10 protein-coding genes are annotated in these 13,296 nt (G+C 72.8%); 7 read left to right on the top strand and 3 right to left on the bottom strand.

What is annotated here, in order from left to right; all coding sequences use genetic code 11:
* The first annotated feature begins 2 nt into the window (after nt 1–2).
* Genes WFI16_RS10515 through WFI16_RS10500 form a run of 4 tightly spaced genes read left to right on the top strand, consistent with a single transcriptional unit; the run spans nt 3 to nt 4,517 of the window.
* Entirely contained in the window at nt 3–842 is an 840-nt protein-coding gene (locus tag WFI16_RS10515; protein WP_419897792.1) for a phytanoyl-CoA dioxygenase family protein, read from the top strand.
* Nucleotides 791–2,491: an AMP-binding protein gene (locus tag WFI16_RS10510; protein WP_419897791.1), complete on the top strand. Its 1,701-nt coding sequence runs from the start codon at nt 791–793 to the stop codon at nt 2,489–2,491. Before WFI16_RS10515 ends, WFI16_RS10510 begins: the two co-directional genes overlap by 52 nt.
* Entirely contained in the window at nt 2,476–3,360 is an 885-nt protein-coding gene (locus tag WFI16_RS10505) for a phytanoyl-CoA dioxygenase family protein (protein WP_419897790.1), read from the top strand. The genes WFI16_RS10510 and WFI16_RS10505 overlap by 16 nt, the downstream gene beginning before the upstream one ends.
* Nucleotides 3,357–4,517: a cytochrome P450 gene (locus WFI16_RS10500; RefSeq protein ID WP_419897789.1), complete on the top strand. Its 1,161-nt coding sequence runs from the start codon at nt 3,357–3,359 to the stop codon at nt 4,515–4,517. The genes WFI16_RS10505 and WFI16_RS10500 overlap by 4 nt, the downstream gene beginning before the upstream one ends.
* Before the next feature lie 10 nt (nt 4,518–4,527).
* On the opposite strand, the gene WFI16_RS10495 is transcribed toward WFI16_RS10500, so the two are convergent.
* Together WFI16_RS10495 and WFI16_RS10490 are read right to left on the bottom strand one after the other, a co-directional pair.
* Nucleotides 4,528–6,177 (bottom strand): polysaccharide pyruvyl transferase family protein, encoded by a 1,650-nt coding sequence (locus WFI16_RS10495; RefSeq protein ID WP_419897788.1) that lies wholly within the window; start codon nt 6,175–6,177, stop codon nt 4,528–4,530.
* Nucleotides 6,167–6,841, bottom strand: coding sequence for a class I SAM-dependent methyltransferase (locus WFI16_RS10490; protein ID WP_419897787.1), 675 nt, complete (start codon nt 6,839–6,841; stop codon nt 6,167–6,169). Before WFI16_RS10490 ends, WFI16_RS10495 begins: the two co-directional genes overlap by 11 nt.
* A 175-nt stretch (nt 6,842–7,016) precedes the next feature.
* On the opposite strand from WFI16_RS10490, the gene WFI16_RS10485 reads away from it, so the two are divergent.
* Entirely contained in the window at nt 7,017–8,780 is a 1,764-nt protein-coding gene (locus WFI16_RS10485) for a methyltransferase domain-containing protein (protein ID WP_419897786.1), read from the top strand.
* Here the strand turns inward: WFI16_RS10485 and WFI16_RS10480 are convergent.
* Complete coding sequence (locus WFI16_RS10480) at nt 8,777–9,751, bottom strand: hypothetical protein (RefSeq protein ID WP_419897785.1); 975 nt, start codon at nt 9,749–9,751, stop codon at nt 8,777–8,779. The two genes, WFI16_RS10485 and WFI16_RS10480, sit on opposite strands and share 4 nt — an antisense overlap.
* A 619-nt stretch (nt 9,752–10,370) precedes the next feature.
* Here WFI16_RS10480 and WFI16_RS10475 point away from each other — a divergent pair.
* Nucleotides 10,371–11,708: a tyrosine-type recombinase/integrase gene (locus tag WFI16_RS10475; protein WP_419897784.1), complete on the top strand. Its 1,338-nt coding sequence runs from the start codon at nt 10,371–10,373 to the stop codon at nt 11,706–11,708.
* A gap of 1,392 nt (nt 11,709–13,100) precedes the next feature.
* Nucleotides 13,101–13,296, top strand: a 196-nt coding sequence (locus WFI16_RS10470; RefSeq protein WP_419897783.1) for a hypothetical protein, incomplete at its 3' end; no start/stop codon positions are given.

Here is a 13,296-nt window from a genome sequence, read left to right as displayed (position 1 = left end):
GCATGAGCATGCCCGAACCGCATCTCGACGCCGCCGCCATCGCCCGCTACCGCGAGGAGGGCTACCTCTCGCCGCTGCGGGTGATGGAGGAGGCGGCGATGGCCGCGCTGCTGGCGCAGCTCGACGCGCTGACGGCGCAGCGCGCCGGGCGCATGGTGCCGTCGCAGAACGTCAAGGCGCATCTGCTGGTGCCCTTCCTGTGGGATCTGGTGCACCACCCGGCCATCCTCGGCCCCGTGGCCGACCTGCTCGGCCCCGACCTGCTGTGCTGGGGCGCCGGCTTCTTCGACAAGCGGCCCGGCACGCCGCAGCACGTGCCCTGGCACCAGGACGCCACCTATTGGGGCCTGTCCTCGCCCGAGGCGATCACCGCCTGGGTCGCCTTCACCCCGTCGCAGGTCGGGAATGGCTGCATGCGGGTCAGCCCCGGCACGCACCACACGGTGCTGGCGCATGCCGACACCGGCGACAACACCGCCATGCTGCCGGGGCGCGAGACGGTGGAGGTCGCGGTGGACGAGGCCAGCGCCGTCGACATCGTGCTGCGGCCAGGCGAGATGTCGCTGCACGACGTGCTGCTGGTGCATGGCTCGCGGCCGAACGGCTCCGCCCTGCGCCGCTGCGGCTTCGCCATCCGCTACATCCCAGGCCATGTCACCACCACCGGGGGGCTGCGCGGCAGCGCCACGCTGGTGCGCGGCCGCGACCATGGCGGCTTCGAACGCGAGCAGCCGCCCGAGGCGCCGTTCCACCCGGAGGCGCTGCGCCGCTACCAGCAGGTGATCCGGCAATGGATGCGCATCGTCATGCCGCGCATGGGCGGCGGGAGCGCCGCGCGGTGAGCGCCGCCGCCACCCTGCCGGAGCTGCTGGAGCAGCACGCCCGCACGCGCGGCGGCCATCCGGCGCTGCGCTTCCTGGCGCGCGGCGAGGCGGTGACGGCCGAGGCCAGCTATGCCGGCCTGGCCGCCGCCCTGGCGCCGCTGGCGGGCGGGCTGCTGCGGGAGGGGCTGCGCGGCCGTCCGGTGGTGCTGGCGCTGCCGCCGGGGCTGGACTTCGTCGTGGCGCTGCTGGCCTGCCTGCGCGCCGGCGCCATCGCCGTGCCGGTCCCCTTCCCGCCCACCGGCGAGGGCCATGACCGGCTGCGCCGGGTGATCGCCGATCTGGGCGGGGATGGCGCGGTGCTGGCCGCGCCGCAGGCGGCGCTCGATCCCGGCGGGCTGCGCCGGCTCGACCCCGCCACGCTGCAGGCAGTGCCCGACCAGCCGCCGCCGCCGCAGGAGGCGCCGGCGATCATCCAGTACAGCTCTGGCTCCACCCGCGCCCCGGCCGGGCTGGTGATCAGCCACGCCGCCATGCTGGCGAACCACCGCATGATCGCCGAGGCCTTCGGCATGGGGCCGCAGAGCGTGGCGGTGAACTGGCTGCCGCCGCATCACGACATGGGGCTGTTCGGCGCCATCCTGCAGCCGCTCTTCCTCGGCGCCACGGCGGTGCTGATGCCGCCCATGGCCTTCCTGCAGAAGCCGCTGCGCTGGCTGGCCGCCATCGCCGCGCATCGCGGCACCGTCGCGGGGGGGCCCAATTTCGGCTACGAGCTGTGCCTGCGCCGCGTCAGCGCCGAGCAGATGGCCGGGCTCGACCTGTCGAGCCTCTCCGTCGCCTTCTGCGGCGCCGAGCCGGTGCGCGCCGACAGCCTGCGCCGCTTCGCCGCCCACGCCGCCCCCGCCGGCTTCCACCCGTCCAGCCTGCTGCCCTGCTACGGCATGGCGGAGGCGACGCTGCTGGTCACCGGCATGCCGAAGGGCGCCGGGCTGCGCGAGGTGACGATCGGCGCCTCCGGCCGGCCGCAGGTGTCCTGCGGCGTGCCGCCGGGCGGCGGCACGGTCAGCATCCGCGACCCGGAGACGGGCGCCGCCCTGCCGCCCGGCGCGGCGGGCGAGATCTGCATCGCCGGGCCGCATCTGGCCTCCGGCCTGTGGCGCGGCGCGGCGGGCGGCATCGCCCCGCTGCCGGCGCTGCTGCAGGCCGAGGGCCGCACCTGGCTGCGCAGCGGCGATGTCGGCGCGCTGACCGAGGCCGGGCTGGTGGTGCTGGACCGGCTGAAGGACATGGTCACCGTGCATGGCCGCAACGTCTATGCCGCCGATGCCGAGGCCGCCGCCTTCGAGGCGGCCGGGCTGGCGCTGGCGGGCGCCGCCGCCATCGGCCTGCCCGGCCCGGCAGGCGAGCGGCTGGTGCTGCTCTGCGAATTGCCGCTGGCCGGGCGGCGCGGGATCGCCGCCGGCCCGCTGCGCCGGCGCATCGCCGAGCAGGTCGGGCTGCGCTGCGGCCTGCTGCCGGAGGTGGTGCTGCTCGGCGCCGGCGCGCTGCCGCGCACCACCAGCGGCAAGATCCGCCACCAAGCGACCCGCGCGGCCTTCCTGGCAGGCGGGCTGGCGCCGCTGGCGGCGGATGAGACGATGGAGGACGCGGCATGGGCAAGCGCCTGACCGGCGAGCAGATCGCCACCTTCCGGCGCGACGGGGTGGTCTTCCCGCTGCGCATCCTCTCCGCGGCCGAGGCCGAGGGGCACCGCGCCGCGCTGGAGGCGGTGGAGGCCAGCCGCGCCGGGCGGCTGCCGCCGGCGATGAACGCCAAGCCGCATCTGCTGCTGCCCTGGCTGTGGCAGCTGGTGCATCACGCGGCGATCCTGGACGCGGTCGAGGACCTGCTCGGCCCCGACCTGCTCTGCTTCGGCACCAGCTTCATCATCAAGAACGGGCCGAGCGACCGCTACGTCACCTGGCACCAGGACCAGACGCATTGGGGCCTGACCGAGCCGCGCGCGGTGACCGCCTGGCTGGCGCTCAGCGCCAGCGACACCTCGAATGGCGGCATGCGCATGCTGCCCGGCAGCAACCGCTCCATCCTGCCGCACCGCGACAATGGCGACCGCCAGAACATGCTCGGCCGGCGCGAGGAGGTGCTGGCCGAGGTGGACGAGGCCGCGGCCATCGACATCACCCTGGCGCCCGGGGAGATGTCGCTGCACGACCCGCTGATCGTGCATGGCTCGCCGCCCAACCGCTCGGCGGGGCGGCGCATCGGCTTCGCCATCCGCTACATCCCGGCCGATATCGGCCAGCGCGACGGGATGCGCAACTACGCGACGCTGGTGCGCGGCCGCGAGCACGGGACCTTCGCGCTGGAGCAGCCGCCGCAGGCCGCCTTCCATCCCGATGCGGTGCGCCACCATGCCCAGTCGATCCGGCACGGCATGGCGGTGATCTTCGGCCGGCCCGGGCCCGGCACCGGCGCCGCCCCGGGCAACGCGCCGGGCAACGCGCCGGGCGCCGCGCCGGACGAGGCGGGGCGGTGAGCGCCACCCTCACCGATCCGGACGCGCCGCCCGCCCCGCCCGAGCCGCCCCGGCTGCAGGTCAAGCCGCTCGGCGGCGGCCGCGTCTGGACGGTGAGCCGCCATGCCGATCTGCTGGCGGTGCTGCGCTCCCCCGCCTTCCGCGCCACCTCGGTGGAGGAGCGCATCCGGGGCATCGCCGGCCGCACGGGCCGCGACTATGGCAACCTGCTCGCCGTGCTGCGCGGCAGCATGATCTTCCAGAATGACGCGCTGCATCGCGACAGTCGCGCCCGGATGCGCCGGGTGGTCGAGGCAGCGATGGCCGCCTGGCCGGCGGCGCGGCTGGCGGCGGAGGCGCACCGCATCGTCGCCGCCCTGCCCGACCGGCCGGGCGAGACCGAGGTGGTCGCCAGCCTGGCCGAGCCGCTGCCGAGCCGGCTGGTGGCCGGGCTGCTCGGCCTGCCGCCCGCGCTCTGCCTCGATCTGCAGCAGCGGACGCTGGCGGTGAGCCGCAGCTGGCTCGACGTCGTGGCGCTGCGCGAGCTGGACCAGCTGGAGGCGCTGGCGGCGGAGCTGCGCGCCGCGCTGCACGCCGCCGGCTCCGGCGCGCTGCGCTGCGCCGGGCTGGCGGCGGAGGACCCGGCGGAGACCGCCGACCTCGCCGCCTTCCTGCTGCTGGCCGGCGGCCACACCGTCGCCAGCACCATCGCCGCCGGGCTGGACATGCTGGCGCGGCAACCGGCGCTGCAGGTCCGGCTGGCGCAGGAGCCGGCGCTCTGGCCGGGTTTCCTGCGCGAGACGCTGCGCCTGGCCGGCCCGATCCGCCGCCTGAGCCGCCGCATCGCGGTGGCCGAGGCAGAGATCGGCGGCGCCCGCATCCTGCCGGGCGACCTGATGCTGCTGCCGACCGACCGCGCGCATCGCGACCCGGCGGCCTTCCCCGAGCCCGGCATGGTGGACCCGGCGCGACGCGGCGCGGCGCTGCTGGCCTTCGGCGGCGGCGCGCATATGTGCCAGGGCCCGCTGCTCGGCACGCAGGAGGCGGAGGTGATGCTGCGCGCGGTGCTGGCGCGCTACGCGCCGCGCCCGGCGGCGGCGCGTGGCGCGCTGCTGGCGCATCCGGACTGGCGCAGCTTCACCCATCTGCCGCTGCTGCTGGAGCCGGCCGCCGGTTAGGCCGGGCGGCCTACCCGGCCCTCCCGCCCAGCAAATGGGCCAGCTCCAGCTGCAGCCTGGCGGGCAGCCCGGCCTGGCGCAACCGCTGGTCGTGCAGCGCGCGGGCCGCCTCCAGTTCGCCCTGCGCCGCCAGCAGGCGGACCAGCCGCACCGTGGGCCAGGGATTCTCCGGATGCCGCTGCTGCAGCCCGGCCAGGCGTTCGCGCGCCAGGCCGGGCTGGCTCGTGCGTTCCAGCCATTCGGCCTCCAGCAGCGCCAGGCGCAGATGGTGCGGCCAGCGCTGCCGCGCGGCGGCGATGCGCGCCTGCAGCGCTGCGTCGGGCGGGCCGCGCAGCGCCACGGCCAGCGCCTCGGCATGCGCGTCCGGCTGGTCCGGCAGTGCCGTGCCGCCGGCCAGCGCCTGGTGCAGCCGCGCCCATTCCGGCGGTGCGTCCGCCGCCGTGACGGCGGCCAGCAGCCGCGCCCGGGCGGCGGCCGCCTCCGGCCGGGGCGGCGCTGCCAGCACGCCGCGCAGCGCGGCGGCATGCGCCGCGATCCGCGCCCGCGCCGCCTCCAGCCGCGCCAGCACCGGCGGCGGCAGCGGGCGCAGCAGCTGCGCCGCCGCTGCCGCCGCCTCGGCCCAGCTCTCCAGCAGCCGCGCCGCCTCGCCCAGCGGCTCCAGGAAGCCCAGGAACTTCACCATGCGCGGCTGGGCGACGACCAGGCCCGGCCGGCCATAAGAGAGCGCGGTGATCAGCCCGTGCAGCGAGGAGCCGGCATAGGCCACGGCATGGGCGATCAGCGCGGCGATCTCGCGCAGCCCCTGCGGCCGGTCGGCCAGCAATACCGGCCCGTCCAGCAGCGCCGCCGCCTGGCGTGCCAGGGCGTCGTCGCCATGGCAGGGGCCGATCGCCAGCAGCACCGGCACCGCCTGCAGCCGCGCCGCGATGCGGCCCACCGCGGCGCAGGCCGCGGGCAGGTCGCCACCGATGTAGCGGTCGTTCAGATGCACGGCGATCCAGCGCTCCGGCACCGCCAGGCCACGCGCGGTGAAGGCGGCCTCCGCCACCGCCCGCAGCGGCGCGGCCGGCCAGGCCTCGGCCAGCGCCAGCGCGGTGTCGGGCACCCGCTCGGCCGGGCTGTCCGGGGCGCCGAGGAACACCTGGCTGGCCGCGTCGCGCAGCGCGACATGCTCGGCCGCCGGCAGCGCGAGGTCGCGCAGGGCGCGCGCCCAGCCGCCCTCGACCGGCCGGGGCAGGCCGGGCGCATTCCAGGCCAGCCTCGCCCCCGCCCGCGCCGCCAGCAGCGAGGCGCCGAGCCAGAGCGAGGCATAGACGAAGTCGGAGCGGCCGAAGAGCCCGGCATAATCCGGCAGCGGCGTCGCATTGGCGTGGATGATGTTGCCGCCGCCGATCAGGCACAGCGCCGGCGGCGGATCGGCGGCGAAACCGGCGACCGGGCGGGCCGGCCAGCATTCCGCCCAGGCCGGCGCGCCGCCGCGCGGCGAGTAGCAGCGCAGCGCCCCCTCCCCCAGCCGCAGCAGATGCGCCGCCACATGCGGAAACAGCAGGTCGCCGTAATTGGCGACATCGAAGGTGCCGAACAGGGCGACACCCTGGCCCGCCGGGGCCAGGCTCAGAGCCGGAGCCGGGGCGCCGGCGGCCGGCGCCTCAGCCGGCATCCGGGGCGAGCTTGCGGTAGGCGCGGCGGTGCTCGCGCGCGCCATAGCCGATGTCGAGCTTCCGGTAGGCCGGGTCGTGGTCGAAGAACAGGTCGCAGATCAGCTTCACATGCGGCATCTCGATCTGCTCCTCGGTATAGGCTTCGAGGATGCGCGGCATGACCGAGGGATTCATGGTGGGCGAGATGGCGAAGGACCAGTCGTAGTCGTCGAGCAGGATGATGCCGCCGGGCTTCAGCAGCTCCTTCAGCAGCAGCGCCGCCGGCGCGTCGTGGTGGAAGGCGTGCGCGCCGTCGAGGAAGGCGAAGTCGAACAGCGGCACGTCGCCGCCGGCCTCGCGCCGCGCCTGCAGCATGCGCGCCAGCGCCCAGTTGTAGCTGTCCAGCTTGCGGCGGGTGTTGCCGTGATAGACTACATTGGTGAAGCCGAGCCCGTCGAGATCCGGCTTCAGGTCGTCCAGCCGGCTGGAATAGTCGAACAGGTGGTACTGGCCGCGATGGGCCAGCACCCGGCACATCGCCGAGACGGTGGCGCCGACGCCGATACCGACCTCGCAGATCACCGGCTGCGGCTCCTGCTCCAGCACCTTCTCGAGCAGCATCAGGGCGTGGCGGTTCGGCTCGGAGATATGCCGGTTGGCCGGGTCGGTCAGCTTCTCCAGCATGGCGGCCTGATTCCTTCTCGATGCGCCGGGCGAGCATTCCAGGCCTGCCACCCTTGTCAACCATCGCCGTCGCGCGGCTAGGCCGGCAAGGGGCGGCGCGCTAGCCTGCCTGTCCCAGCCCCAGGAATCGCATGGCCGAGCCACTCCCCTTCCCCGGCGCCGCGACGGCCGGCTGATGCCCGGCACGGTGCCGCCGCCGCTGACCGCCGGCTGCGGCGACTCCCTGGCCCGGCTGGTGGCGGAGGCGCCGGAGGGTGCCGTCATCGGCCTCGACGCGGCGCATTACCGCATCACCGCGCCGCTGGTCCTGGCCCGCCGGCTGACGCTGCGCGGCCTGTATCCCGGCACGCCGATCCTGCACCTGGCCCATGGCCACTGCGGCCTGTCGGTCGCGGCGGCGGGCTGCCGGATCGAGGATGTGGCGCTGACCGCCAGCGGCCATCGCGAGGCGCCGCTGCTCGCCATCGGCGCGGATGACTGCCGGCTGGAGCAGGTCGCGCTGCTGCTCGCCCAGGGCAGCGGCATCACCGTGGAGGATTGCCGCGGCCTGGTCGCCGAGGGGCTGATCGCCGGGGAGCTGGGCCGCGAGGCGGTGCTGGCGCGGCGCTGCCAGGCGCTGCGCCTGCGCCTGCGCGGGCGGGACATCGCCCGGCGTGTCGCCGCCCCGGCCATCCGCCTGGTGGATTGCACGGATTTCTCGGTCGAGGCCGAGATCGAGCAGGCGCAGGGCAGCGCCGTGACGGTCGAGCAGAGCGAGGCCGGGCCGCTCCGCCTCGACGCCCGGCTGCGGATCCGCGCCGCGCAGGTGCAGCGCGCGCTGTCGGTGATCGCACGTTCACCCAGGCCGGCCACCGGGCTGCGGGCGCGGATCGAGGCCGCCGCCTGGGAGGATTGCGCGGTGCTGCTGTCCAATGCCCGGGCGGTGGAGATCGAGCTGCAGCTGCCGGCCGCCCCGCCATCAGCGCCGGCCGTCCAGCTGAAGGGCGGCTTCGGCCTGCGCGACAGCACGATCCGGCTGCGCCCGGCCGCGGCCGGCGCCGCGCCGGCCGAGCTGGTCTCCGGGCCGGGCCGCAGCCTCGGCAACGAGATCCGCCTCTGCCCCGCCAGCCCCGCGGCCATGCCCGCCACGGATTCCGGCCCGCTGCTCGCCGCCCCCTTCCTGCAGCGGCTGGAGGCCGCCAATGGCGCCGAGCGCTACGAGGCCTATGAACTGCCCGGCCGCTGCAGCCTGTGCGGCTGGGAGGGGCGGTTCCGCCGCACCCATCGCAGCGAGCGGGAGACGCTGTCCTGCCGCTCCTGCCGCGCGACGCTGCGCTATCGCGGCCAGGCGGAGGTGCTGGTCCAGCGTCTGGGCGGCGGCCGCTTCGCGACGCTGGCCGCGCTTGCGGAGGGCGGCGCGCTGGCCTCGCTCGCCATCTTCGAGCCGGGCATCAGCGGGCCGCTGCGGCCCTGGCTACGCCAGGCCGGGCGCTACGAGCAATCCTTCTATGACCCTGACCTGCGAAGCGGCACGCCGCGCGACGGCATGACCTGCCAGGACCTGATGGCGACCTCCTTCGCCGAGAACAGTTTCGACCTCGTCGTCACCTCCGACATCTTCGAGCATGTGCGCCGGCCCTTTGCGGCCTTCGCGGAGATCCGCCGCATCCTGCGGCCGGGCGGCCTGCATGTCTGGACGGTGCCGCTGGATTGGCGGCTGGAGGCGACACGCCCGCGCGTCGACACCAGCGGGCCGGAGGATGTGATGCTGCTGCCGCCGGTCTATCATGGCTCGGGCGGCGCGGGCCTGTCGCTGGTCTATACCGATTTTGGCCGCGACATCGGCCGGTTGCTGGCCGCACAGGGATTGCCGACGAGCTTCGAGCGGCTGCTCAGCAGGGAGGAGCGGCTGGCCGGCGCCACGCTGATCTCGGTCAGGCCGGCGCCAGCGGCCTCCTAGGCGAAGTAGAAGAGATCGACCGGCCGCGCCTCGCGCGGCGACAAGTCGGGCTTCCCGCGCCGCAAAGGCTGCGTCGGCAGCGCCGGATCCTGCCGGATCGCGATGGCGCGCTGCGGCCCCGGCGGCAGCTGGCGGAAGCCCAGCCGCTGGTAGAAGCAGTGCTCGTCATAGGCCGGCACGGACAGGCTGCGCTCGCCGAGCCGGACCTCCAGCAGGCCGGAACGCGGCCCCATGATGTAGCTCAGGCCGCAGATCTGGAGCGGTTCGGCCAGCGGCACGCGGAGCGTCTCGTCGGCGCGGAGCAGCGCGACCACGCAGTCCAGATCCTGCCAGACATAGCGATCCTGCTCGCGGGCATAGGAGGCCAGGGAGAGTGCCTGGCGCCGCCGAAGCGGCCTCTTGGGGACCGAGGGAGGCTCGGTCTGGCGCAGCCAGCCCGCCAGGGCCTCGGCGGTTGCCGTGGCCTGGTAGAGGCTGCCCTCCGGCGTGGTGTGGACGGTGTCACGCAGCAGCCCCAGGGCGAAATCGCGGCCTTTCCGGGCGATCAGCCCCTCCGCCAGATCGACCACGGGATAGCCCTGGGCCTCGGCCGCCGCGGTCAGCAGGGCGGTGAAGGGCAGCCGTGCCCCGGCCAGATCGGTGCGCAGCAGGTGCAGCAGCGCCGGCCTGGCGCCGGTTTCAGCCACCCGGTTCAGGCAGTCGGCAATGAGGTCCACCGCCTGCGCCGGGCCATCCGGGCTGCTGGTGGCATAGGCCGATGTGGCGACCTCCAGCAGCACATGGGTGAACGGGCCATGCAGGCGATGCAGGCGGTCGAACATGACGGGAAGGACCTGCGGACCCAGCCCGCCCAGCCCGCAGACCCGCACGTCCAGCGCCGTATGGCTTTGCGCCAGCAGGCGGCGCAGCGGCACCGTATAGCCCGTGTTCAGCGCCGTGTTGGAGAAACCCATGACAAGAAGGCGGGACATGCTGCTGCGGTCTCTCCGCCCGGAAGGAGGGGAACCTGACGCTAGAGGGCAGCGGGACAGCGCTCAAGAAGGCGGCAGGCGGGGAGACGCCAGCGCAGCCGGGTGACATGCCCTTGCCCTGGCCTCGGCCGCTTCCGGTCGGGCCGGGATACCCCCGCTCAAAGGACGATGGCGGAACAAGGGGTCCGGCCGCGACGCGGAGCGCGCAGACCACTTTTTGGCTAACGAAGGGTAGCGGGGCTCAGCCGGGGCACGTCACCCGCCCCGTTGTCGGGACGCCCGCCGTTGACAATGCATCCGGGGCGCTTTGGACGCGGGAAAGACGCGGAACGCCACCGTCGAAGGGAAACCGGCCAATAGGGAGCCAGAGGGCATGCCCGATGGAAGCCGGGCCGCTGGCGGAGAGGGTGTCTGCCATCCCCGAATATCACCGATATTCACCGAGGCTCACGAAGACGCATGACCCTCAGCCTTTTCAGGGACCTATCGCCTCATATCGTATCATCGGGGCTCACCTGTTATCACTGAAGCGCATGCCGCATTGGGGGTAGCGTTGGGGGTAGCTTCGAAAATGCCCCCCTCTACCCCCAACGGCGGCAGCCACGAATTGGGGGTAGGCATGGCGGGCAAAGGAAACGCACTGACGGTGCGGGCGGTGGCGAGCGCCAAGCATCCGGGCACTCACAAGCGGCCGGTGCGGCTGGGCGATGGCGGCGGCCTCTACCTCCAGATAGCTGCCGGCGGCGGCAAGTCCTGGCTCTTCCGGTACCGGGTCCGGGATCGCGACAGGGAGATGGGGCTGGGCAGTGCGGACCCGGATGGGCGCAGCGGCGGCGTCACCCTGGCCGAAGCGCGGGAGAAGGCCGCCACCGCTCGCAAGCTGGTGCGGGATGGCTTCGATCCCCTCGACACGCGCCAGGCCGAAGAGGCCGCCAGACGCGCGGCAGAAGAGGCAGCTGCTCTGGCTGCGACGCCCCTGACGTTTCAAGCCGTCACCGAAGGCATGCTGGCGGAGAAGGAAGGCGGCTGGTCCAGCTCGAAGCATCGGGCGCAGTGGGAGAGCACATTGCGAACGCTTGCCTTCCCGCACCTTGGCTCGAAGTCGGTGGACGACATCAGCACCGACGACGTGCTGAACGTCCTGCGGGGGATCTGGACCAAGACGCCCGAGACGGCCTCCCGGGTGCGGGGCCGCATCGAAGCTGTTCTGGACTTCGCTCGGGCACGCGGCTGGCGCGAGGGAGAGAACCCGGCTCGGTGGCGTGGACACCTGGCGGAGATCCTGCCCAAGCCACGCAAGGTGAAGCTGCCAGAGCATCGCCCTTCCCTGCCCTGGCGCGAAATGCCGGCCTTCATGGCCGCGCTCCGCGAACGGTCTGGCATGGGCATCCATCCGCTCACCTTCGCCATCCTGACAGCAGCGCGGACGGGCGAGGTGCGGTTGGCTCGGTGGAGCGAGATCGACTGGGCACAGGCGGTGTGGACGGTGCCGGCGGCGCGGATGAAGGCGAAGCGTCGCCACCGCGTTCCCCTCTCACCCGCCGCCTTGGCTGTGCTGGAAGCCGTCCAGCAGCACGCCCGCGGTAGTTCCAGCCTGATCTTTCCTAGCGCTACCCGTGCCGGCGCGGCACTGAGCGACATGACCCTGAGTGCGGTGCTGCGGCGAATGAACGACGGCTGCGGTGGCGATCAGCCACGGTGGCGAGATGCCGAGGGTCGATCCATCGTCCCCCACGGCTTCCGCTCGACGTTCCGGGACTGGGCAGGAGAGACGCGGCCGGAAGGTCGAGAGGTGGCCGAGGCTGCACTAGCCCATGTGGTTCGGGACAAGGCCGAAGCCGCCTATGCACGTAGCGACCTGCTGGACCGGCGACGCGGCCTGATGGACGCCTGGGGCGAGTGGTGCAGCAAGACGCCAGGCGAGCTTGTCGTCATTCACCGCCACCGACCGGCCTGACCAGCTCACCGTCTGCTGCGGCTCCTATCTCCCTCCCCGGCCCCCACCCAAGCCTTCGGCCGTGCCAGAAAAGGTGGGAGGTTTTCGGCCGTGTGGCGACACGTAGAGCGTTGTTCCGGCGGGGTTTAGGCCTGCTTTCCCTCTCCCTCTTTCTTTCCAGACTATAAAAAGATGGTGCCGTTCCGCCGTTCCTGCCGTTCCTCCACAGGACAAGAGACTGATAAATCATCGAAATACGGGAACGGTTAAAATTCATTTACCGTTCCAGCCGTTCCGATATCCGTTCCCTGCATGACTGACACCCAAAGGCACGTACTCGGCGCATGGGTCTATCGGCTCAGCATCTGGGCCTCCGTCTGTCACGAACCACGGGTTCATGCCTCGCTGCCCGCACGTCCTCGCATCGCTGCACCGCAAGCCAGCTGGCTGTGTGCCGGTATGGACGTATGGCCGTATGGCTGCATCGCGGTGTGGCCGTATGCGGGTATGCCTCAGTGTCCACATCGCCCGATGCCCTCATGCCCCGCTGCCCGCATGCCCTCACATCACTGCGCCGTAAGCCAGCTGCGGTGTCCCCGTATGGGCGTATGGACCTATGGCCGTATGGCTGCATCGTCGTGTGGCCGTTTGCGGGTATGCCTCGGTGCCCGCATCGCCCGATGTCCTCATGCCCCGCTGCCTGCATGCCCGCACATCGCTGCGGCTAAGCCGGTTGGCTGAGTGCCCGTATGAACCTAGAGCCGTTTGGCTGCATCGCGCCGTGGTGGTGTCGCGAAGGCAGGGTACTCAGCTGTCGATTTGACGGCAGGGTGGCTTGCGGGGCCTCAGAGGGGGTACCCCCCCCATTTGGGTCCTTCCTGCCAAGGTCCCCAACCGGGAGTAATTCGCGGCCCGGTTAGAGGGGGAGTTTGTAGAAAAAATTTCGGCTTTCTCTTGCCGTTCTTGTTGCTGTGCGGAAATTTGGACTGATGGCCGGAATTCCTCCGGCCAGCTGTCGCCATGCCTTACCGGGCCTGTTTGCCCTGCAGCAGCCAACTCTGCCCAGCCACTGCTGTGCATGGCCCGGGCGTGACGCGGAGGGGGAGAATAAATCTCTGCCGGAAGACGGGGCCGGACCGTGCTGGGGGCATCCGTGCGGCCCCGCGATATCCGCAGAACTTTTTTTCTGGTCCCTGGCCGCACACGTCGGACCGCTGCCCCTGTGTCAAGTTCCCTTCCCGTTCTCGCTGCCGCTGACTATGCTCTGCCCCGGCGCGGCTAGGTTTGGCCGCCGAAAGCCGGTTCCTCATGCCCGGCCCGCCGCGCCGTCTCTTTCTGTATGGGGAGCCGGCATGAGGCGGTTACAGCATGAAGTCAGGGAACGGGCAGCGCTCAGCGAGCCGCAGAGGCAAGGTGCGCGATCGCCAACCTGCTGCGAGAACAGACGTCCGCGACGCTGCCGCCGAGGCTCCTGCGCTTCCTTTGCAAACCCTCCACGATGACCTCGGGCAGTTCCTGCAGGCCGCCAGCAATGAGCAACAGGGCTCCGCAGAGGCCCGCGCTGCGGCCTCGGAGAAGATGGACTTAGCCACGGCATCCATGGCCGACG

The sequence above is a fragment of the Roseomonas sp. USHLN139 genome, assembly GCF_037145735.1.
Lineage (GTDB): Bacteria > Pseudomonadota > Alphaproteobacteria > Acetobacterales > Acetobacteraceae > Pseudoroseomonas.
This window is presented reverse-complemented; position numbering and strand designations above follow the sequence as displayed.